Consider the following 21,075-nt stretch of genomic DNA (forward strand, 5'->3'; position numbering starts at 1 on the left):
GGAGGCCGACCGGATGCGTGTACTCGCCTGGCTCGTCGAGGGCACCTGGCCCGCCTGCGTGGACGCCGTACGCGCCCATGCGCCGGACGACTCCGAGGTGGTGCTGCTGCATGTGAGCGGACCCGAGGTGCCCGGGGTGGCGCACGGGGCCTTCGCCGGGCTGCTCGGCCGGGGACACCCGCGGGGACACCGTCCGGCCGGGGACTGGGGAAGTGATCCCGGTGACCGGCTGGAGGCGCTCGGCGGCGCGTCGGCAGCGGCGCTCCTGGACGCGGCGGCGGAGCGGCTGGGCCGCCCCTGTACGCGCCAGGAGCGGTCGGGCCGGGTCGAACGCGAGGTGGTGGCCGCCGCCGAGGGGGCCGGCCTGCTGGTGCTGGCCCGGGACGGGGACCGGTCCCGGCTGGGCCCGAAGAGCCTCGGCCCGGCCGTCCGCTTCGCCGTCGACCACGCACCCTGCCCGGTGCTGCTGGTGTGGCCGGAACCGGCCCCGGACCTGACGACGATCCCTCCCCCACCGCCGCATCACCACCCCTGACCCGGCGGCCGGACTCCCGCCCGCGACCGCACCGCCCGCCACCGCACCGGCCGGTGCCGCACGGCCGGTGCCGCCCGGCCACCGCATGCCCGGCGGCCGGGAGGACGGACCGCCGTCCGCCCTCGCATCGTCCGCGACCCGGCGGACAGTGCCTCGTGGCGGGCACCCGGCTCAGCGGTGGTGGTGGCCGCCGCCGTATCCTCCGTCGCCGCCGTTCCCGTCGCAGTACTGCGGGTACGCCGCGCACGGGCCGGCCGTGCCCGCGGTCGGGGTGGGCGTCGGGCCGGGCGTGGTCGCCGTCGGCTTCGGACCGGCCTTCCTGGTGCCGGACGGCGTGGGGGTGGCCGGCGCGGTGGTCCCGGGCCGCGTGGTGCGGGACGGCACCGAGGTGCTGTCGCTGTCCCAGTTGACGTTCGCCATCCGCAGGTCCGCGTGGGCGGTGTCGACCGTCCAGCGCTGGGCGGTGCCCGGGGCACGGGTCTTGAGCACGAGGGCGCCGGAGCCGTCGGTGGCCGCCGGGGTGAGGGCCAGGTCCTGGTTCCACCGGGGCACCAGGGCGCCCTGGGTCGTGAAGTCGTAGCGGATGCCGAGGGCGGCGTCGCCGGTGGCCGCGCAGGGGGCGAGGCGGACCGAGTAGCCGAGGCGGGAGTCCAGGCACAGGTCCGGCGCGGCGGAGCTGCGCAGCAGGCCGTCGGTCTCGTACCTCCACTGCTGGCGCGGGCTCGCGGAGCAGTCGGCGAGTTCGGTCTCGGCGCCCTCGACGGTCTTGCCGCCGACGACGTCGACGCACAGACCGGAGGCGAGGTTGTGCAGCCTGCCGCGCAGGGCGCCCTGCCCGCGGCCGTCCGTCGCGGCCCAGGACATGCTCGGTGAGGGGGTGGGCTTGCCCGGGGCCCGGGTGGGACTGCCGGCGGCACCGGGGGCCGGGGAGTCGCCGGAGCCGCGCACCGACCAGAGCACCAGCGGCAGTACGACCAGACCGCTGACGGTGAGGACGGCCAGGGAGAGGTTGCGCCGCCGGGCCCGCCGGGCGGCACGGTGCAGGGAGCGGCGGGACGGGCCGGGCCCGGCGCCCTCGGCGCTGCCGGGGGCCGCGGCGTTCTCGCCGGGGGCGGCGGATCCCCCCGCCCGGCGGCGAGCGGCCGGCCCACCACGACGAGCTGACCGGCCACGACCGTCCGACACGCCACGACCGTCCGACGCACCACGACCAGGCGACACGCCACGACCGGGCGACGCAGTGGCGTCAGACGGTGCGCCACGGCCGGCCGGTGCGGCACCGTCGGCCGGCGCGCCGCGGCCGGCCGCCGTGCCCGGCTCGACGGCGGTCATGAAGGCTTCGCCGCCCACGGGTTCGACGGCATACCCGTCCCAGGACTCGCCGGCAGGCCGGCCGCCGGGTACGCCGCCGTCCCCGCCCATCGGCGCGACGGCGGCGGCCGCCGGGACGGGGGCGGCCGGGTCCTCGGCGCGGGCGGCCCGGGACGCCACATAGCCGTGGGCGCCCCAGCCGAGCACCGCCTCGGCCAGTGCGAGGCCCAGGCCGTCGTTGAACCGGGCGAGTTGGTCGGCGGTGCCGCTGCAGTGGCCGCAGCGGGCCAGGTGTGTCCCCAGGTCGGGGTCGATGTCGGTGCCGCCGCGCCGGAAGGTCACGTCGAGCATGCGCAGATAGCGCTGGCACTCGTCCTCGGGGGCCATTTCCCGGTGCACCTGGAGGCACTCCTCGCGGAGCCGTTCGCGGGCCCGGCGGAGTTCGACGCGGACGTCCTCCTCCTCGAGCCCGAGCAGGGCGGCCGGCACGGCCAGGGGCTCGGCCTCGACCTCGACGTGCCACAGCACGGCGCGGGAGGTCTCGGGCACCCGCTGGAACGCGCGGGACAACTGCCGTCGGCCGGGCGGCGGCAGCAGCTTCGCCGAGGCGCGCTCCCCGGTGCCGTCGTCCGAGCGCAGGGCGGGGTGGAGGAGTTCCCGGCGGCCGTCGGTGTCCCACTCGGCCGCGATCCGGCGGACGGCGATCAGGACGTGGGGCCGCCAGGCGGCGGTCGGCCCGGACTGCCGCAGGGCCGCGCCGAAGAGCCGGGTGAACGCGGCGGTGGTGAGCATGCCGGCGGCGCGTGGTCCGTCGGTGCACAGGCGGGCGTATGCGAAGGCCGCCGCCCAGTGCCGGTCGAGGAGTTCACCGACCGGGTGGAGTGCGGGTGACGTGCCCGTCCACTTCTTCAGCGCGGCGCTCAACTGCTCGTCCGACAGGCCTGCCTCGTGCACAGCCGCATTCCTCCAGACACTCTACGGACCATTAGTCCGTACCATTTGGCGAGGTCATGGCGCAGCTCGAACGTCCACCTGAGGCGGCTCTTTTGAAGCGTGGGGGGTGTACGGGAGCGGCCTGGCGCATACAGAGGGAATGTATTTGCCTGCGCGCCGACAGCGCACACTTTTGCACAGCCGAACACATATGAACAAGAGACCTCCCGTTTTCCGGGATTCCCTGCGGACTTTTAGCTATTGACATTCAGTCAAGGAAAGCAATTCTTTCCCGTGTCACCGGTCCGTGCGGCGCGGCCGCTGCGCCGCACGGACCCGGGCCGGCCGTCAGTGGCCGCTGATGGCGTGCGGGGTGTAGGGCTGCTCCAGCTCCTCGATCTCCTTGTCGCTCAGCTCGAGTCCGACGGCTGCGACCGCGTCCTCGATGTGGCCCGGCTTGGCGGCCCCGACGATCGGGGCCGCGACGGTGTCCTGGTGGAGGAGCCAGGCGAGGGCCACCTGGGCGCGCGGCACGCCCCGCTCGCCCGCGATCCGGGTGACGGCCTCCACGACGGCCCGGTCGCTCTCCAGGTACAGCCTGCTGCCGAAGTCGTCGTTGGCGCTGCGTCCGGTGACCGTGTCCCAGTCGCGGGTGAGCCGGCCGCGGGCGAGCGGGCTCCACGGCAGCACGCCGACGCCCTGGTCGGCGCAGAGGGGCAGCATCTCCCGCTCCTCCTCGCGGTAGATCAGGTTGTAGTGGTTCTGCATGGAGACGAATTTCGTCCAGCCGTGCCGTTCGGCGGTGTACTGCGCCTTGGAGAACTCCCACGCGTACATCGAACTCGCCCCGATGTAGCGGACCTTGCCCGCCTTGACGAGGTCGTGCAGGGCCTCCATGGTCTCCTCGACCGGGGTGGTGTGGTCGTAGCGGTGGATCTGGTAGAGGTCGACGTAGTCGGTGCCGAGGCGGCGCAGACTGTGGTCGATCTCGGTCATGACGGCCTTGCGGGACAGGCCGGCTCCATTGGGGCCCGGGCGCATCCGGCCGTTCACCTTGGTGGCCAGCACGATCTCGTCACGGTCGGCGAAGTCGCGCAGGGCCTTGCCGACGATCTCCTCGCTGGTACCGTCGGAGTAGACGTTCGCGGTGTCGAAGAAGTTGACGCCCGCCTCCAGCGCCTGCCGGATCAGCGGGCGGGACGCCTCCTCGTCGAGGGTCCACTCGTGGACGCCGCGGTCCGGCAGCCCGTAGGTCATGCAGCCCAGACAGATCCGCGAGACGTCCAGGCCCGTCGAACCGAGCTTCACGTACTGCATCGTTGCTGCTCCTGCCTTCGGGACGATGGTCACGGCCGAGCCTACGGCGTTGCGCGGGGGGCGACTTGACGACGCCGGTGCGCGGACGATTTGATCCTGCCCGTGCCGCGCCGCCCGGCGTGGGCAGGATGGAGCGGACTTGCCCCCCTCGGGTGTTCTGCGCGCCGCGGGGTCCCACAGGGCCCTGGGCGCGGTGTCGGCGGCGCTGATCGTCGCGGTGGCGGCCCTGGCCGGCTGCGGTTCGGGCGACCGGGAGAAGAGCGGTTCACCGAAGCCCGCCACCGTACGGCTCCCGCCGCGGAACGCCGGGTTCGACTACCAGATCGGCGGCGCCTATCCCCCGCCGCGGGGCGTGCGCATCGTCAGCCGCGACCGGTCCGACTCCCCCGCCCCCGGGCTGTACAACATCTGCTACGTGAACGCATTCCAGGCGCAGCCCGCCGAGCGCTCCTCCTGGCCGGCCGACCTGCTGCTGCGTGATGCGCGGGGCCGGGTCGTCATCGACGAGGACTGGGACGAGCCCCTCCTCGACATCGGCACCCCCGCCAAGCGCAAGCGGGTGGCCGAGCGGGTGAACCGGTGGGTCGACGAGTGCGCGCGGAAGGGCTTCGACGCCGTCGAGCCCGACAACTACGACAGCTACTCCCGCTCCCGCCGGCTGCTCACCACGGCCGACGCGACCGCGTTCATGACCCTGTTCACCCGGCACGCGCACTCCCGGCACCTGGCCGTCGCCCAGAAGAACACGCCGGAGCTGGCCGGGAAGCGCGAGCAGGCCGGGCTGGACTTCGCGGTGGCGGAGGAGTGCGGGCAGTACGACGAGTGCGGGGTGTACGCGGAGGCGTTCGACGACCGGGTGGTGGACATCGAGTACACCGACGCGGGTCTGCGCGCGGCCCGCGCCCACTGGGGCGACCGGCTGAGCATCGTCCGCCGCGACCGGGACGTCTCCGAGCCGGGCGGCGCCGGGTACGTCCGCAAGGTGCGCTGAGCGGCCGTCCCCGGTGGGGGCATGGCCCATCGCGGCCGGACCGGTCCACCGGTGCGGGCGGCCCGTTGCTGCCCTCAGGTGACCGTCCGGCGTGGGAGCTGACGGATTGTCGTACGGTCGGCTCATTCTCGGCGCAGACGACCGGCGCCCGGCCGGTCTCGGCCGCCCGGGAGGAACGCGGTGCCGACACGTCCCACCACCCTGAGAGCCCTGGCCGGGGCGGCGCTGCTGCCGCTGGCCCTCGTCACGCCCGCCTGGGGGCGGTCCGCACCGGCACCCGAGGCTCCGGCCACGCTGTGCGAGGTCGCCGGCACACTGCGCGGGGCCCACGGCCAGCAGGCCGTGGTCAGTCTGTGCGCGGGCAGCGGCACCCCGCAGCTGGTCCTCTCGGCACCGGCGACCTGCAGGCGGGCCGGCATGCGGGTCCGGTTCAGCTGCCGCACGGAAGGCACCTGGAAGGCCCGGCGGGCCGGCCGGACGGTCGCCTCGGGCACCCTGCCCGGTGGGGGGGACTACGGGGGCCCGGGGACGTACGAGGTCACGGCCACCGTGCGGGTGCGGTCCAAGCCCGCCGGTGTCGACCTGACGGGCACGGTGCAGGCCACGCTGTCGCTGACCGCGCCCAAGGCGAAGCCGACGCATGCCGTCACCGTCGACCGGACGGTCCTGCGCCGGGGTGCCACGACCACGCTGACGTACACGATCCGCCGGGACAGCGAGGAGGGTGACGGCAGCGCACGGTTCGGGCTCATCGGACAGGCGGGCACGGGCGTGCGGATCGCGTCGGCCGACGCCCGCTGTGTCAACCCGCTGGTCGGCCGGCACCCGGCGAAGACCCGGCTGGCACACTCCCTGGACTGCGCGCTGACCGAACTCCAGCCGGGCCACCCGGAGAAGGTGCGGGTCCGGATCATCGTCGGGTCGAAGTGCTCCACGGTGGTGTCGAAGCTCGGGTACTGGATCCCGAAGGGCCAGGCGCTGTACACCGGCGCCATGCTGCCCGGGCCGACGCTCACCTGCCGCTAGCGTCCCGGCGGCACAGGTACGCCCCACAGGCCCGGCCGGCCCGTGGGGCGTACGTGTGCTGCCGGGGTGTCAGCCGGTGCTGTCCCGCACGGTGATGGCGCTCACCGGGCAGGCGCGGGCGGCCTCCCGGACCATCGGGTCGCCCGTGCCGTTCTCGTGGCCGGGCACGAGGGTGCTGTAGCCGTCGTCGTCCTGGGTGAAGACGCCCGGCGCGGCCAGCGCGCACTGTCCGGCGCCGATGCAGACGTCCTTGTCGATGTCGATATGCATGCGCAGAGCCTCTTACCAGGTGACGGGGAGTTCCAGCATCCCCTGGATCGTGTCGCCGGGTTTGAACGGAATGGCGTCGGCCGGGGCGGCCAGCCGCAGCCCGGGCAGCCGGGTGACGAGGCTGCCGAGGGCGATCTCCAGTTCCGCGCGGGCCAGGTTCTGGCCCAGGCACTGGTGGATGCCGAAGCCGAAGGCCAGGTGGTGCAGGGCGGGGCGGTGCAGGTCCAGGGCGTCGGGGTCGTCGTACTGGGCCGTGTCGCGGTTGATCACCGAGGTCGCGAAGAGCACGCCCTCGCCGGCCCGGATCGTCGTGCCGGCGATCTCGATGTCCTCCACCGCCACGCGCTGCAGCCCCTCCGCGATGGACAGCATGCGCAGCAGCTCCTCCACGGTCGCGGGCAGCAGCCCCGGGTCGGCGCGCAGCTCGGCGAGGCGGCCGGGGTGCCGGAGGAGGGTGTAGGTGCCGAGGGAGATCATGTTGGCGGTCGTCTCGTGGCCGGCGACGAGCAGGATGACGGCCAGTGAGACGGCGTCGGAGCGCTCGAGTTCACCCGTGCGCAGCCGCTGGTGGACGATCTCGTCGAGGATGCCGTCGCCGGGTTCCGGTTCCTTCGCCTTGGCGTCGACGAGCCCGCCGAGGTAATCCTCGAGCCGTTCGCGGGCGGCCTCGGTGTCGTCGGCCGTCGGGCCGCGCAGCAGTCTGCGGGACTGTTCCTCGAAGAACTCGTGGTCGGCGTACGGCACGCCGAGCAGGCCGCAGATCACCATCGACGGCACGGGCAGCGCGAAGGCCGAGACCAGCTCGGCGGGGGGTCCCTGGGCGATCATGGCGTCCAGCAGCCCGTCCACGGTCCGCTGGATGGTGGGGCGCAGTGCGGTGGCGCGTTTGACGGTGAACGCCGGGATCATCATCCGCCGCTGCCGCTGGTGCTCGGGGTCGTCCTCCCCGAGCAGGGCCACCTTGCGGTAGCGGGCGGCCTCGAAGCGGGGCGTGGGCGAGGGGAAGCCGGGGAGGCGGCGGTCGGAGGACAGGCGGGGGTCGGCGAGCAGGGCGCGGGCGGCTGCGTATGCGGTGACCAGCCAGGCCTCACGGCCGTCGTAGAGCGTGACGCGGGACAGGGCTCGCCCGTCGCGCAGCGGGTCGTATCCGGTGGGCGGGTGGTAGGGGCAGGTGCGGTCCTGGGGGAAGGCGACGGGTTCGGCCGGGCCGGTGGCGTCCGTCAGTTCCGTCATGGGAAGACCTCGCAGACGAAAGGAGTGCGTCGTGCCGATCTTCATTAGATGCCCCAGGCACCTATGGGTCGACGGAAAGTTCGGCCAGTCGGGGGATGCGCGTGATCTGTCCGAAGCACCGGGGGTAGGAGGGGCGGAATCCGGCCGCGGGCCCGCGCCCTGCGGTCCGGTTGGTGATCACCGCATCGGCGGACGCGGTTCGCGGTACGGATGAATCGTGCGGCCACCGGTGTTGAGGCCGGTGACGGACCACAGCAGAAGCGACGAAGCGAAGGGGACGGATCCCATGCCTCTTGAGGGCGAGTACGAGCCCAGCCCGACGCAGTGGGTGCGCGAGCAGGTCGAGTTGTACGAGAGTTCCGGCGGGACGAAGGGGACGACGCTGCGGGACACCGGTCTGCCGGTGATCGTGCTGACCACCCGGGGCGCCAGGAGCGGCAAGATCCGCAAGACCCCGCTGATGCGGGTGGAGCACGAGGGCCGGTACGCGGCGGTCGCCTCGCTGGGTGGTGCGCCCAAGCACCCGGTCTGGTACTTCAACGTCAAGTCCGACCCGCACGTGGAGCTTCAGGACGGGCCGGTCAAGCAGGACATGCGGGCCCGTGAGGTCACCGGGGCGGAGAAGGCGGCGTGGTGGGAGCGGGCCGTGGCCGCGTTCCCCCCGTACGCCGAGTACCAGGAGAAGACCTCACGAGAGATCCCCGTCTTCGTGCTGGAGCCGCTCGGAGCGAGCTGATTCAGGCCGTCGGGTGCCCCGTCTCAGAAAAATCTGTTCCGGGGGACGTGTGAACCGGCTTCCGGGCGGGCACTCGTGCGTCAGGCCCCGCCGCGTTCCCCCGTCGCGGCGGGGCTCTCCTGTGCCCCGTCGGCCGGCCGGTCGCTGTCGGTGACGTCGAGGAAGATCTGGTCGGCGCCGGGGAAGGTCCGGGCGAGGGAGCCCTTGATGCGTACCGAGACCTCCTCCACACGCTCGCTGTCCAGCCCCGGCACCAGGTCGATCCGGGCGGCGACCAGCGTGGAGTCGAGGCCCATCTTCATCGTGAACAGGGCCTCCACGCTGTCGATCTCCGGCTGCGCCCGCAGCAGCGCGTGGATCCTGCCGCTCAGCTCCGGGTCGGCGGCCTCCCCGATCAGCTGGTCGCGGGCGTCGGAGCCGAGCCGGTAGGCGACGTAGACCAGCAGCACGCCGATCGCCAGCGAGGCGGACGCCTCCCACACGACCTGTCCTGTCACCATGTGCAGGGCCATCCCGATCAGGGCGAGGGTCACACCGAGCACCGCCGTGCCGTCCTCGGCCACGACCGTGCGCAGGGCGGGGTCGCGCAGTGCGCCGAGGCCGCCGCCCTGCCGGCGCACCTGGTGCAGCGCGCGCAGCAGCGAGGCGCCCTCGGCGACAAGGGCGACGCCCAGCACGATCAGGCCCGCCACATAGCCGCTGAACCTCTCCTCGGCGCCGTTGCGCAGGGCCTCGAAGCCCTGGAAGAAGGAGAAGCAGCCGCCCATGACGAAGATGCCCACGGCGGCGAGCAGGGACCAGAAGAAGCGTTCCTTGCCGTAGCCGAAGGGGTGCCGGGTGTCGGCGGGGCGGCGGCTGCGGCGCAGCGCGGCCAGCAGGAACACCTCGTTGAGGCTGTCGGCGACGGAGTGCGCGGCCTCCGACAGCAGTGCCGGCGAGGCCGCGAGAACACCGCCGACCGCCTTGGCCACGGCGATCACCAGGTTGGCGACGAGCGCCACGAGGACGGTGACCTTGGTGTGCCGGTCGGAGGCGGGCCCGGCCGCGCCGTGCCGTTCCGGTGGTGTGTTCCGTTCCGTGCTCCCGGGCGACGGCGCCTCCCGACCTGGGGCCCGCGCCGGTGCCGTTCCGCTGTTCACGGCCGCCGGTGCGGCCGTCTCCCGTTCCGAAGGTGTCCCGCTCACCCTTCGCCGACTGCCCGCGACCGGGCGGATCACACCGTGCGGGCGGCGCGAAACGGGGAACGCGTTGCCCGAGAGGTCCCGGGCAGCGAGGAGGAGACATGGGCGGCGACGGCAACAAGGCCTACGGCCACCGGACCTTCCGCCGGTCCCGGAGTCACTTCGCGGACCGGATCACCGCCGACGGCCGGGACGGCTGGCCGGTGCAGGCGGACCGCTACCGGCTGGTGGTCTCCCGTGCCTGTCCGTGGGCGAGCCGGGCGGTGATCTCGCGCCGGCTGCTGGGGCTGGAGGACGCGCTCTCGATGGGGATCGCCGATCCGGTCCAGGACGACCGCAGCTGGCGGTTCACGCTGGATCCGGACGACCGGGACCCGGTGCTCGGCATCCGGTTCCTCAGTGAGGCGTACGACCGGCGGGAGACCGGCTACCCGGGCGGGGTGAGCGTGCCCGCGATCGTGGACGTCCCGAGCGGGCGGCTGGTCACCAACGACTTCCAGCGGATCACCCTGGACCTGGCCACCGAGTGGACGGCCCTGCACCGCTCCGGTGCGCCGGAGCTGTACCCGGCCGCGCGACGCGGGGAGATCGACCAGGTGATGGCCGAGGTGTACGCCGACGTCAACAACGGGGTGTACCGTGCCGGGTTCGCCACGCACCAGAAGGAGTACGAGGAGGCGTGCACGGCCGTGTTCCGGCGGCTGGAACTGCTCGGTGAGCGGCTGTCCGGGCAGCGGTATCTGGTCGGCGACACCCTCACGGAAGCGGACATCCGGCTGTTCACCACGCTGGTGCGGTTCGACGCCGTCTATCACGGCCACTTCAAGTGCAACCGCTGGAAGCTGACGGAGCACCCGGTGCTCTGGGCGTACGCCCGGGACCTCTTCCAGACCCCGGGCTTCGGCGACACGGTCGACTTCGACCACATCAAGCGGCACTACTACCAGGTGCACACCGGTATCAACCCCACCGGCATCGTGCCGGTCGGACCGGATCTCGGGGGCTGGCTGAGCCCGCACCACCGTGCGGAGCTGGGCGGCCGGCCGTTCGGGGACGGCACGCCGCCCGGACCGGTGCCGCCGGGCGAACGGGTGCCCGCGCAAGGACGGCCCGCATGAGGACAGCCTGAGGAGGAAGTAGTCACCCATGGCCAAGAACAAGAAGAAGAAGCTCCCTCTTGCCTACCAGCCGGTCGGATTCGTGCTCAGCTGGGCGAGCGGCGCGCTGGCCGGAATGGCCTTCCGCAAGGCGTGGAAGGCAATCCGGCACGAGGACGACGCGCCGGACGCTCTCGACCCGGACCGCGGCTGGGGCGAGATCCTGCTGGCCGCGGCCGTTCAGGGCGCGATCTTCGCGGTGGTGCGCAGTGCGGTGGACCGCACGGGCGCCAAGGCCATCGCCCGCTCGACGGGCGTGTGGCCGACGACGGACAAGGGCGGCCGGGACTGAACCCCGCGGGCAGGTCCTCCGGGGGCAGGTCCTCCGGGGGCAGGTCCTCCGGGGGCAGGTCCTGAACCCCGGGACCTGCCCCGGACCGGGGCCGGAACTGCACCCCGGCGCCGGTCCTGAACCCGGTCCTGTCCTGAACCCGGGCCCGTCCTGAACCCGGGCCCGTCCTGAACCCGGGCCCGTCCTGAACCGGGGCCGGCCTGCCGCTGCGCCGGGCCGGCCCCGCCCGCCGGTGCCGGGCGGCGCGTGCCGCCGGTGGCCGTCAGCCTTGTTTCGGTGCCGTCGGGGGCAGCAGGCGCAGGGTGAAAGAGTGGCCGGCGGGGTCGGAGTAGCCGCGTTCCTCGTACGGTCCCGCCGCGTCCCTCGTCTCGATCGGCCGGCCGCCGAGCCCCACCACCCGGCGCTCGGCCTCGTCCAGGTCCTCGACGAGGAAGTCGAGATGCGCCTGCAGGGAGTTCTCCGGCCGCGGCCAGCTGGGCGGGGTCGCGTTCACGTCGCGCCGGAAGGCGAGCCGGACACCGTCGGCGCCGCGGACCTCCACGAGGTTCGCGGACGTGTGGGTCCGCTCCCCCTCCAGCAACTCCCTGTAAAATTCGGCGAGTTTCTCGGGCTCGGCGCAGTCCAGCACGACCACGCCCGCTTTCACCAGTGCCATGGGTCCTCCCGGGATGTGTCCTCTCCCCCAGCGGATATCCCGGGCCGTCGGATTCAGTCGGCGACCAGCCACTCCCCGTCGCGCATCAGCTCGCGCCCGTCCAGCTCGTTCGCCTCGCGCCAGGCCTGGATGCGCTGCGGCAGGACGAAGAAGTACAGGTAACGGGTGGACAGTTGGCGCGGGTCGAAGCCGGTCTTCCCGGCGAAGACCTCGGCGTCCTCCTCGGCCAGGTCCTCGGGCGTCACCGCCCGGACGGTGCCCTCGACCATGACGACGTCCCGCGTCGGGCCGATGCCGAGCCGGGCCGTGCCGGTGGCCACGAGGTTGCGGCCGGTGGGGCTCTCGGCCGGGGTGGCGATCAGCAGCGAGAGGCCGTCCCACACGAACGACAGCGGTACGAGGTACGGGGCACCGCCGTCGGGTGCCGCGGTGGCGACCCAGGCGTCGACGTCGTTGTCCAGCCGGTGGAGGGTGTCCTTCTTGCGCTGCTCGGCGGTCCGGGCGGGGGGCGGGGTCATGGCGTACGGCCTCCTCTGAGTGATCGTCAGGATCAGTGTGGACGGGAGGCCCCGGTCCGCGCACGGAGTTGCCCGAGGTGTGTCCGGGCGGCGGTGAGGAACAGGTCCAGCGCGGCCGGGTACGAACTGACGCGCATGGTGGCCACGAGGTGGCGGGCGGTGGCCGCGATGTGCGGGTGGGTCTCGGCGGGCAGCCGGCCGTAGGTGGTCCGCCACACCTGCGTCTCGGCCTCCCGGGCGGCCCGGGGCAGGGCGGTGCCCGCGGAGTCCAGGGCGCCGAAGGCGAGGGCCTGGTCCACGAACGCGTGGTAGATCCGCACCGCCTCCCGGTCCGGGAACCCGGCCCGGCGCAGTACGCCCAGGATGCTCTCCACGGCCCGGATCTCGTGCGCGCGCCCGGTGACGCGGTGTGCGGCGAGGGTCGCCGCCCGGGGGTGCGCCAGCGCGCCGGCGTGCATGCGCAGCCCCAGGTCGCGCAGGTCGGCCACCCAGTCGCCGGTGGGCCGCCAGGTGCGCAGGGTGCGGCCGATCAGCTCGTCGGCGACGGCGAGCATCAGGTCGTCGGTGTGCCGGAAGTACCGGTAGAGGGAGCTGGGATCGGCGCCGAGGGCGCGGCCGAGGCGGCGCACGGAGAGGGCGTCCGCCCCGTGCTCCTCGATCAGCCGCAGGGCGGTCCCGACGATCAGCTCCTCGGACAGCACGACGCCCTGTTTCGTGGGCCGGCGGCGCTGCCGGGCGGTGGGCGGGACGACTCGTTCGGACATGGGGCCTCCCTGGGACGTGCCCGGCACCTTATGACAACACCGTTGACCTGTTAAGCGCCCCGGCAGTTTCATGTGCGGTCACCGGGGCCGACGAGGGCCCCCGCGGTGCGAGGGAGAGCCGGCGTGAGCGACAGACCTCTCGGAGTCGATCCCCCGCCCCCGGGGCCCTCGGCCGTGTCCGGGCCGGGGCCTGCCGGGCCCGGGCTGCGCAGGTCCCTGAGCGTGGTGGACGGTGTCGCCGTCGCCGCGTCCAGTACGGCGGCGACCACCAGTATCGGCATCGGCCTCGGGGTGACCGCCGGGGTGGTCGGCCCGCACCTGCCGGCGATCATGCTGCTGGCGTTCGTACCGGTGCTGGGCATCGCCGGGGCCTTCTCCCGGCTGAACCGGGTGGAGCCGAACGCCGGCAACGGCTACGTCTGGGTGGGCCGTTCGCTGAGCCCCTGGCTCGGCTTCATGGTCGGCTGGGTGAACTTCGTCGCGAGCGTGGCCTTCCTCGCGTACACCACGGCGGTCACGGGTTCGGCGCTGCTGCAGCTGGCCGGGGAGGCCGGCCTGCACCGGGTCGGCTCGCTGGGCCTGGACCCGGACTCGACCGCGCAGACGACCGCGGTGGGGGTCGTCGTCCTGGTCGCGGTCACCGTGACCGCGGTGACCGGTGTCCGCGCGGCGGCCCGGCTGCAGACCTGGCTGCTGGTGTTCGAGTACGTCGTCCTGCTCGGCTTCTGCGGCTACGGCATCGTCACCGGACCGCACTCCTTCAGCCTCTCCTGGTTCGATCCCTTCGCGATCCCCTCGGCGACCGCGCTGGCGCAGGGCCTGCTGCTCTCGGTGTTCTGCTACTGGGGATTCGAGGCAGCGTTCACGGTCAACGAGGAGGTGCGGGATCCCGCAGACGCCTCCCGGGCCGGGACCATCACCCTGGTGACCATGCTCGGGCTGTTCCTGCTGGGCTCGGTCGCCTTCCAGCGGGTGCTGTCACCGCAGCAACTGGCCGGTCACGGCGCGCAGGGGCTGGCGTACTACGGGGACCGGCTGGCCGACCGGCCGCTGGCCGCGCTGCCGCTGGTGGCGCTGATGTTCTCGGCGGTGGCCTCGCTCCAGGCCGGGGTGATCCCGGCGGCGCGCGGCATGTTCGCGATGAGCCGGGACCGTACCCTCGGACCCGTGTGGTCCAAGATCAGCGCCCGGTACGGGACACCGGCGGCCGGCACGCTGCTGATCGGGGCGCTGGCCGTCGCGGTGGCGGCGGGGGCGCTGGTGATCCCGCGCCTCGCCGACATGATCGACGCGATCGTGAACGCGGTGGGCATCGTCGTCGCCCTGTCCTACGCCCTCACCGCGCTCGCCGCCGCCGTGCGCTTCCGCGGCCTGCTGCGGGAGGACTGGCGGCAGGGAGTACGGGCGGTGCTGCTGCCCGTGCTGAGCGCGCTGGCGCTGCTCGGGCTCGGCGGCTGTCTCTGCCGGTCCTTCTACCGCTCCGCCGACCATCTCGAACTCCGCGCGGACAACGGCTGGTTCCTGCTGCTCATGCCGGTCGTGATGATCGCGTCCGGGTTCGCGGTGGCCGCGTGGGCCAAGTGGGTGCGCAGATCACCGTACTTCCGCACCGGAACCGGCACCGACGCCGCGTCGCCCGGGCTTCTCACCGTCTCCGACCGACCCTTCGAGGAAAGACACCATGCACGCTGACCTGCTGTTCACCGGCGGCCCCGTCCTCACCCCCGAGGGCCGTGCCGCGACCGCCGTGGCCGTCACCGCGGGCCGTATCACCGCTGTGGGCGGCGCGGACCTGCGCATGCTGGCCGGGCCGCGGACGGAGGTGGTCGAGCTGGCCGGGCGGCTGCTGCTGCCGGGCTTCCAGGACGCGCACGTCCATCCCGTGCCGGCCGGCCTGGAACTGTCCCAATGCGACCTGAGCGATCGCACCACGGCCGAGGACACCGTGGCCGCCGTCCGCGCCTACGCCGACGCACACCCGGAGCGGGAGTGGATCCTGGGCGGCGGCTGGTCGATGGAGGCGTTCACGGGCGGTACACCGGCGAAGGAGCTGCTGGACGCGGTCGTGCCGGACCGGCCGGTGTACCTGCCCAACCGGGATCACCACGGCGCCTGGGTCAACAGCCGCGCGCTGGAGCTGGCCGGCATCGACCGGGACACGCCGGACCCGGCCGACGGACGGATCGAGCGGGACGCGTCCGGGGCGCCGAGCGGCACGCTCCAGGAAGGGGCGATGCAGCTCGTCGGCCGGCTCACCCCGCCCGCCACGGCGGCCGACCGGCTGGCCGCGCTGCTGCACGCACAGCGGCATCTGCACGCGCTCGGCATCACCGGCTGGCAGGACGCGCTGGTCGGTGACTTCCTCGGCATGGACGACCCGGCCGAGGCGTATCTCACCGCGGCCCGGGACGGTTCGCTCACCGCTCGGGTCGTGGGCGCCCTGTGGTGGGACCGGGACCGCGGGGCCGAGCAGATCCCCGAACTCGTGGAGAAGCGGGCCGTGTCGAGCCACGGCCGGTTCCGGGCGGGCACGGTGAAGCTGATGCTGGACGGTGTCGCCGAGAACCACACGGCCGCGCTGCTCGACCCGTATCTGGACCGGTGCGGCTGCGCCACCGCCAACCGTGGCAAGAGCTTCATCGATCCGGCGCGACTGCCCGCCTACGTGACCGAGTTGGACGCGCTCGGCTTCCAGTGCCACTTCCATGCGCTGGGCGACCGGGCGGTGCGGGACGCGCTGGACGCGGTCGAGGCGGCCCGGGCCGCGAACGGGCCGTGCGACACCCGGCCGCACCTGGCGCACCTCCAGGTCGTGCACCCGGACGACGTGCCGCGGTTCGCCCGGCTCGGCGCCACCGCCAACATCCAGCCGCTGTGGGCCGCGCACGAGCCGCAGATGGACGAGTTGACGATCCCTTTCCTCGGGGCGGAGCGGGCCGCCCGGCAGTACCCGTTCGGGGCGCTGCTGCGCTCCGGGGCGCGGCTCGCGGCGGGCAGCGACTGGCCGGTGAGCAGCCCCGATCCGCTCCAGGGCATCCATGTCGCGGTCAACCGGGTCGAGCCGGGCGGCACCGGGCCGGTGTTCCTGCCGGACGAGCGGCTGAGCCTCACGGACGCGCTGACTGCCTACACGGCCGGGTCGGCGTACGTGAATCACCTGGACGACGGCGGCCGGGTGGCCGTGGGGGCGCTTGCCGACCTGGTGGTGCTGGACCGCGACCCGTTCGCCGGGCCGCCGGAGGCGATCGCGCAGACCCGGGTGGCGCTCACGTACGTGGGGGGTGAGCGGGTGTACGCCGCCGGGTGACGCCGGGACGGGTGCCCGGGCGGGTGTACGCCGCCGACTGACGCCGCGACGGGTGCCCGGGGGACCGGTGCCCGGGGGGGCCGGTGCCCGGGGGGGCGGTGTCCCCTGCGGCCGGGCGGTGTCGTGGTGTCGGTCCTGCCCGTGGGCTCGGCGGACTTCTACGAGGAGGCCGAGCGGCTGGGCGTCCGGGCGGTACGGATGCGGGTGGACGCCGACCGGTCCGGGATGGAGGCGATCGCGGAACCGGCGGGGTCCGGGAAGCTGAAGGCGACGATCGCCGGGACCTTCCCGCTCGCGGACGCCGCGAAGGCGCATGAACTGGGCGACACCGGCCGCACCACGGGCAAGCTGGTCCTGCTCGCGGACTGAGCGAAGCCCACGGGGCGACACGCGCCAAACTCGAAGACATATGTCAATCGAACATGCTCAAATTCCTTCCATCGAGGGTAACTTGACGATCGGGGAACCGACGTCCGGGCGCGGGTGGGAGGTGGTGCCGCGGTGCGACAGGAGCCCGTACCTCTCACCCGGCAGCTGGGCATGTACGCGTTCCGGGGTCACACGGTGCTGGAGTTCCGGGGCGAGATCGACATCCTCGCGGCGGTCGAGATCGTCCCGCACCTGGACCGGGAGACCGACCGGCCCGGCGCCCGGGTCGTGATCGACCTGCGGCCGGTGGAGTTCTTCGACTGTTCGGGTCTGCGGCTGCTCTACCGGGCCCGCGCCCGGGTGCTGGAGCGCGGCGGGCAGCTGCTTGTGGTGTGCACGCATCCGCTGACGCTGCGCGTGTTCCGGGTCACCGGACTGTCCCGGCTGCTGCCCCCGCACCCGAGCGTGGACGCGGCCCTGGCCCGCTCCGGGGCCGCGTCCGGCTCGCTGTGAGGCCGGCTGCCCGGCCGGGGGCGAACGCGCCGGTCCTCCGGCTCCCGGGGACTCGCCGGTCTGGTACGGCCGTCGGCGGGAATCCGGTCAGCAGGAAGGAGGACCGTCGCGATGACGACTTCCGTCAGACACCTGCCCGGCTGGGCCAAGGTCCTGGCCGCACTCGTGCTCGTGCTCGTCGTGCTGTTCGCCGGAATCCGGCTGGCCGTACTGCCGGGCGTCCGGGACCTGTTCGGCACCGAGACCCATGACCGCTCCGGACCCGCACTCCTCAAGTCCGTGCAGGACATGAGCCGTTACGACGCCGCGTCCGGCAACTTCCAGGTCGTCGTGGACCTGGAGAAGGACGCGAAGTTCCTGCCGGACGCGATCCGCGGCACCCGCACCCTGTACGTCGGTGCGGGCACCGTGGACGCCTACGTCGACCTCGGCCGGGTCGAGGAGAAGGACGTGACCGTCAACGGTGACCGCACGTCCGCCACGCTCCGGCTGCCGCACGCCCGGCTCGGTCGGCCGGCCCTCGACCCCGACCACTCCTACGCCGTCTCCAAGCAGCGCGGCCTGCTGGACCGGCTCGGCGACCTGTTCTCGGACAACCCCAACAGCGAGCAGGCCGTGCAGCGGCTCGCCGTGCGGCACATCGGCGAGGCGGCCCGCGGCAGCGGGCTGACCGCCCGGGCCGAGAGCAACACCACCGGCATGCTGCAGGGCCTGCTGCGCTCCCTCGGCTTCAAGGAGGTGCACATCTCGTACGGCACCTGAGGGGTGCCGGTCAGCCGCCCAGCACCCCCGGCAGGGCCAGCGCCCCCAGCACCGTGGCGCCCACCAGCAGCCAGGCCACGTAGTCGCCGACGTGCCCGGACTGCAGTCGCCTGAGGGGCGCGGCCCAGTCGGGTGCGGCCACCCAGCGCGGGCGGGTCACGGCGAGGGCGGCGAGGGCCGCGGCAAGCACCGTGGAGGCCACGCCCAGCACCGCGCCGTGCAGTGTCCAGTGCACGGAGACGTGGGCACCGCCCGAGCCGGTCTCGTTGACGTATCGGGCCACCAGCTCCCCGAAGCCCGGGACCGACCCCACGGCGAGGGCGGCGGCGAGCAGCACAGCGGGCACGATCGTCATGGTGTCCGGGATCCGGCCGAGCAGGCCCGGGGTCTCGGGCTCCTCGTCGGAGCCGCTGGTCTCGTACTCGGCGTCCTCCGGGCGCGGCCCGAGGCCAAGGAACACGCGGGCGGTGACGCGCAGCACGGCTCCGGCGGTGACCGCGGAGGCGGCCACGAAGACCACGGTGAGCGGGCCGCCGACCGCCTCCTCGGTGATCGCCTTGCCGAGCCCGGTGCCGAAGGTCGGCAGTCCCGCGAGGCCGAGGGCCCCGATGCCGAACATCACCCCGGTGGCACGCAGTTGCCCGGCCCGCCCGTGCAGCGCATGCTCGTCGACGCTGCCGAACCGGTCCAGGAGGACACCGGCGCAGGCGAACAGGGCGGCCTTCACCCCGGCGTGCCCGAGCATGTACAGGGCGACGCCGTCGTCGCCCTCGGGGGTGAGGATGCCGAGGCCGATGACGAACAGGCCGGTGTGGGCGACGGTGGAGTAGGCGAGGAGCCGCTTGATGTGCCGCTGGTACCAGCACATGACGGCGCCGACGGCCGCGGTGACGGCGCCGAGGGTCACCAGCGCCCGCGTCAGGTCGGCGGCGGGGATGCCACCGGGTCCGGCGAAGACGGTGCCGTACACGCGCCAGACGCCGTAGGCGCCCAGTTCCACCATGACGCCGGAGAGCAGCATGCAGACGGGAGTGGGCGCGACGGCGTGCGCGTCCGGGAGCCAGAAGTGGAAGGGCACGGCCGCGGCCTTCACCAGCAGCCCGGTCAGCACCAGCACGAAGGAGGCGAGGACCAGCGCGTCCGGCCCGCCCTGCCCGGCCGCGCTGTCGAGGCCGCGGCCGATCTTCGTCATGGCCAGTTCCCCGGTGCGGGCGTACAGCAGGGCGATGCCCATCAGCATGGCGTAGGCGCCCAGGGAGTTGACGACACCGAAGGTCAGGGCGCCCTGTACGGCCTTGGCCTCGTCGATGCGGTAGCCGGTGAGCGCGTAGGCGGTGACGCTCATCAGCTCGAAGAACACGAACGCGTTGAACAGGTCCCCGGCGATGGCGAATCCGCACATGCCGCCCTGGAACACCAGCATCAGCGCGGTGAACGTGCCGGTGCGGCCGTGCGGGGGCTGGTCGAAGTAGCGCCACGAGTAGGCGAGGGCGGCGAGCGTGAGCAGGGACACCAGCGTGGCCATGCCGAGCGCCGGCCCGTCCCCGACCACGAGGATGCCGACGCTCTCGCCGCCGACGGGCAGCCAGCCGCCGACCCATTCGACCATGGGCGGCGAGGAGTCGAGCAGCAGCACGACGGCGAGGGCGGCCGTACCGCCGGAGACCGCGAAGCCGGTGATCTCGGCGGCGATCCGGGGCAGGTGGCGGCCGGTGGCCACCAGCACGGCGGCGCCGAGCAGCGGGAGCGCCACGAGCAGCGGGAGCAGGTGGTGCATCAGCCGCGCAGCTCCCGGAGTTCGTCGGGGTCGACCGTGCCGTGCCGTTTGGCGATCTGCAGGACGAGGGCGAGCAGCAGCGCGGTGACGGTGGCGCCGACGACGATGTCGGTGAGGGTGAGGGCCTGCACCACCGGGTCGACCACGGGCCGGGAGCCGGGCTCGATGTCCGAGAAGACGGGCGCGGTGGCGCCGTCCCGGTAGCCGACCGCCAGCAGCAGGACGTAGGTGGCGGACTGGCAGACGGCGAGACAGCCGACGGCGTGGATGAGGTTCCGGCTGGTGGCGAGGCCGTAGCAGCCCGTCAGGAAGACGTAGACGGCGACCAGGTACGGAAGGACGTGCATCGCGGTGTTCACCTCCCGTGTTCTCCTTCCCGGTTGTTCGACTGCCGTGCGTTCAACTTCCGTGCTCCTCCTCGATCTCGACGGCCTGGTCGAGGAAGTGGGCGAGCAGGACGACGACCGCGCTGGCCACCTCCATACCGACGGCGGCGTTCAGCAGGGGGACGGTGCCGCCGGAGGACAGGGTGTTGAAGGTGCCGTAGGGCAGCAGGGTGTTGGCCAGGAACGCGGTGCCGGCCAGCACTCCGGCGAGGCCCAGCACGAGGTAGGCGCAGACGGCGAGCGAGTCGGAGGCCTCGTAGACGCCGAGCGGACGGACGCGTTCCAGGGCGCCGTAGTCGGCGCCGAGGTAGAGCAGGTGCAGGGCGGTCGCGGCGACGACTCCGCCCTGGAAGCCGCCGCCGGGGCTGAGCTGGCCGTGGGCGATGACGTAGAGACCGGTGACCAGGGCGACGGGCAGCACCAGGAGCGCGTACCGGCGCACCGGGCGGGCCACCTCGGCGGGTTCGGGCGGGGCCCGGTGCTCGTCGCGGGCCTCGCGCAGGAGGACCACGCAGCCGAGGACGGCGGCGAACAGGATGCTGATCTCGCCGAGGGTGTCGTAGGCGCGCTGGTCGAAGTTGACGGAGGCGATGGTGTTGGCGATGTGCCGGTCGAGGGAGGCCTGCACGGCCCGGTCGCCGTAGGGGTGCCACCGGCCGCCGAAGGCGGGCAGGTCGAGGCAGGCGGCCACCAGCAGGGCGGCCAGGCCCGCGCCGCCGACGGCCAGCAGCCACAGCCGCAGCCGGTTCACCGGGCACCGTCCTTCGTCCGGCCGCGCCGCCGGACCTTGCGCACGCACAGCATGATCAGCAGGGGGGTCAGGGCGGAGCCGACGGCGAGCTGGGACAGGCCGGCGTCCGGTGCCTGGAGCACGGTGAACAGGACGGCGAGCACCGCCCCGAGCACGGACAGGACGAGCGCCTGGCGGGCCGGGTCGCGCTGGACGACCGCCGCGGTGGCGCAGCCGGCCACCAGCAGCAGGGACACGGTGATCACCGCGTCGGACACGGTGCACCTCCTCGTGGTGCGCCGGCCGCCCGGT

Annotated in this window: 22 protein-coding genes and 1 pseudogene; 11 read left to right on the forward strand and 12 right to left on the reverse strand. The window is 73.4% G+C overall.

All coding sequences use genetic code 11. The annotated features are described in order from the left end of the window. The first annotated feature begins 13 nt into the window (after positions 1-13). Complete coding sequence (locus JK359_RS21130; protein ID WP_201837838.1) at positions 14-535, forward strand: universal stress protein; 522 nt, start codon at positions 14-16, stop codon at positions 533-535. Positions 536-706: 171 nt separating this feature from the next. Here JK359_RS21130 and JK359_RS21135 read toward each other — a convergent pair whose 3' ends face one another. Both JK359_RS21135 and JK359_RS21140 read right to left on the reverse strand, forming a co-directional pair. Then, positions 707-2,800: an RICIN domain-containing protein gene (locus tag JK359_RS21135; RefSeq protein ID WP_201837839.1), complete on the reverse strand. Its 2,094-nt coding sequence runs from the start codon at positions 2,798-2,800 to the stop codon at positions 707-709. A gap of 327 nt (positions 2,801-3,127) precedes the next feature. Continuing rightward, positions 3,128-4,096 (reverse strand): aldo/keto reductase, encoded by a 969-nt coding sequence (locus tag JK359_RS21140; protein ID WP_201837841.1) that lies wholly within the window; start codon positions 4,094-4,096, stop codon positions 3,128-3,130. A gap of 139 nt (positions 4,097-4,235) precedes the next feature. Between JK359_RS21140 and JK359_RS21145 the strand changes: the two genes are divergently transcribed. Next, positions 4,236-5,087 carry an endo alpha-1,4 polygalactosaminidase gene (locus JK359_RS21145; RefSeq protein ID WP_201837843.1) on the forward strand — a complete coding sequence of 284 codons (852 nt, stop codon included), beginning with the start codon at positions 4,236-4,238 and terminating at the stop codon, positions 5,085-5,087. Between the two features lie 180 nt (positions 5,088-5,267). Further along, entirely contained in the window at positions 5,268-6,113 is an 846-nt protein-coding gene (locus tag JK359_RS21150; RefSeq protein ID WP_201837845.1) for a hypothetical protein, read from the forward strand. A 69-nt stretch (positions 6,114-6,182) separates the two neighbouring features. Here the strand turns inward: JK359_RS21150 and JK359_RS21155 are convergent, their stop codons facing one another. Together JK359_RS21155 and JK359_RS21160 are read right to left on the reverse strand one after the other, a co-directional pair. Beyond that, the gene (locus JK359_RS21155; protein WP_201837847.1) at positions 6,183-6,383 is read right to left on the reverse strand and encodes a ferredoxin; all 201 of its coding nucleotides are present in this window, start codon (positions 6,381-6,383) and stop codon (positions 6,183-6,185) included. Positions 6,384-6,395: 12 nt separating this feature from the next. Continuing rightward, on the reverse strand, positions 6,396-7,616 hold the full coding sequence (locus tag JK359_RS21160) for a cytochrome P450 (RefSeq protein ID WP_201837849.1): 1,221 nt from the start codon (positions 7,614-7,616) through the stop codon (positions 6,396-6,398). Between the two features lie 286 nt (positions 7,617-7,902). Here JK359_RS21160 and JK359_RS21165 point away from each other — a divergent pair, with 286 nt between their 5' ends. After that, positions 7,903-8,352: a nitroreductase family deazaflavin-dependent oxidoreductase gene (locus JK359_RS21165; RefSeq protein ID WP_201837851.1), complete on the forward strand. Its 450-nt coding sequence runs from the start codon at positions 7,903-7,905 to the stop codon at positions 8,350-8,352. A gap of 80 nt (positions 8,353-8,432) precedes the next feature. Here JK359_RS21165 and JK359_RS21170 read toward each other — a convergent pair whose 3' ends face one another. Further along, on the reverse strand, positions 8,433-9,491 hold the full coding sequence (locus tag JK359_RS21170; RefSeq protein WP_307788210.1) for a cation diffusion facilitator family transporter: 1,059 nt from the start codon (positions 9,489-9,491) through the stop codon (positions 8,433-8,435). A 143-nt stretch (positions 9,492-9,634) separates the two neighbouring features. Here JK359_RS21170 and JK359_RS21175 point away from each other — a divergent pair, with 143 nt between their 5' ends. Further along, a complete protein-coding gene (locus JK359_RS21175) occupies positions 9,635-10,651 on the forward strand; it encodes a glutathione S-transferase family protein (protein ID WP_201837853.1) in 1,017 nt (338 codons plus the stop codon). A 28-nt stretch (positions 10,652-10,679) separates the two neighbouring features. After that, a complete protein-coding gene (locus tag JK359_RS21180; protein ID WP_201837855.1) occupies positions 10,680-10,982 on the forward strand; it encodes a DUF4235 domain-containing protein in 303 nt (100 codons plus the stop codon). Positions 10,983-11,244: 262 nt separating this feature from the next. Here the strand turns inward: JK359_RS21180 and JK359_RS21185 are convergent, their stop codons facing one another. From JK359_RS21185 to JK359_RS21195, 3 genes are read right to left on the reverse strand one after another with little or no spacing between them, the layout of a single operon-like run. After that, positions 11,245-11,637, reverse strand: coding sequence for a VOC family protein (locus tag JK359_RS21185; protein ID WP_201837857.1), 393 nt, complete (start codon positions 11,635-11,637; stop codon positions 11,245-11,247). Between the two features lie 53 nt (positions 11,638-11,690). Beyond that, a complete protein-coding gene (locus JK359_RS21190; protein ID WP_201837858.1) occupies positions 11,691-12,155 on the reverse strand; it encodes a pyridoxamine 5'-phosphate oxidase family protein in 465 nt (154 codons plus the stop codon). Positions 12,156-12,187: 32 nt separating this feature from the next. Further along, on the reverse strand, positions 12,188-12,919 hold the full coding sequence (locus tag JK359_RS21195; protein ID WP_201837860.1) for a TetR/AcrR family transcriptional regulator: 732 nt from the start codon (positions 12,917-12,919) through the stop codon (positions 12,188-12,190). A 123-nt stretch (positions 12,920-13,042) separates the two neighbouring features. On the opposite strand from JK359_RS21195, the gene JK359_RS21200 reads away from it, so the two are divergent. The 5 genes and pseudogenes from JK359_RS21200 to JK359_RS21220 all read left to right on the forward strand — a co-directional run bounded on the left by JK359_RS21200 (position 13,043) and on the right by JK359_RS21220 (position 17,870). Continuing rightward, positions 13,043-14,611 (forward strand): APC family permease, encoded by a 1,569-nt coding sequence (locus tag JK359_RS21200; RefSeq protein ID WP_372445452.1) that lies wholly within the window; start codon positions 13,043-13,045, stop codon positions 14,609-14,611. Next, the gene (locus JK359_RS21205) at positions 14,601-16,226 is read left to right on the forward strand and encodes an amidohydrolase (protein WP_201837862.1); all 1,626 of its coding nucleotides are present in this window, start codon (positions 14,601-14,603) and stop codon (positions 16,224-16,226) included. The genes JK359_RS21200 and JK359_RS21205 overlap by 11 nt, the downstream gene beginning before the upstream one ends. A 105-nt stretch (positions 16,227-16,331) precedes the next feature. Continuing rightward, positions 16,332-16,595 (forward strand): annotated as a pseudogene (locus tag JK359_RS21210) (zinc-binding dehydrogenase); the annotation flags it as partial. Positions 16,596-16,727: 132 nt separating this feature from the next. Next, complete coding sequence (locus tag JK359_RS21215) at positions 16,728-17,108, forward strand: anti-sigma factor antagonist (protein WP_307788211.1); 381 nt, start codon at positions 16,728-16,730, stop codon at positions 17,106-17,108. Positions 17,109-17,219: 111 nt separating this feature from the next. After that, positions 17,220-17,870, forward strand: coding sequence for a DUF4230 domain-containing protein (locus tag JK359_RS21220; RefSeq protein ID WP_201837864.1), 651 nt, complete (start codon positions 17,220-17,222; stop codon positions 17,868-17,870). A gap of 10 nt (positions 17,871-17,880) precedes the next feature. Here JK359_RS21220 and JK359_RS21225 read toward each other — a convergent pair whose 3' ends face one another. Genes JK359_RS21225 through JK359_RS21240 form a run of 4 tightly spaced genes read right to left on the reverse strand, consistent with a single transcriptional unit; the run spans position 17,881 to position 21,041 of the window. Further along, positions 17,881-19,647, reverse strand: a complete 1,767-nt coding sequence (locus tag JK359_RS21225) for a complex I subunit 5 family protein (protein ID WP_201837866.1) — start codon at positions 19,645-19,647, stop codon at positions 17,881-17,883. Further along, entirely contained in the window at positions 19,647-19,994 is a 348-nt protein-coding gene (locus JK359_RS21230; RefSeq protein WP_201837993.1) for a sodium:proton antiporter, read from the reverse strand. Before JK359_RS21230 ends, JK359_RS21225 begins: the two co-directional genes overlap by 1 nt. Positions 19,995-20,046: 52 nt before the next feature. Further along, the gene (locus tag JK359_RS21235) at positions 20,047-20,784 is read right to left on the reverse strand and encodes an MnhB domain-containing protein (protein WP_201837868.1); all 738 of its coding nucleotides are present in this window, start codon (positions 20,782-20,784) and stop codon (positions 20,047-20,049) included. Then, positions 20,781-21,041 carry a Na(+)/H(+) antiporter subunit B gene (locus JK359_RS21240; RefSeq protein ID WP_201837870.1) on the reverse strand — a complete coding sequence of 87 codons (261 nt, stop codon included), beginning with the start codon at positions 21,039-21,041 and terminating at the stop codon, positions 20,781-20,783. The genes JK359_RS21235 and JK359_RS21240 overlap by 4 nt, the downstream gene beginning before the upstream one ends. Positions 21,042-21,075 lie beyond the last annotated feature (34 nt).

Origin of the sequence: Streptomyces actinomycinicus, from assembly GCF_016741775.1 — a bacterium.
GTDB classification, from domain to species: domain Bacteria; phylum Actinomycetota; class Actinomycetes; order Streptomycetales; family Streptomycetaceae; genus Streptomyces; species Streptomyces actinomycinicus.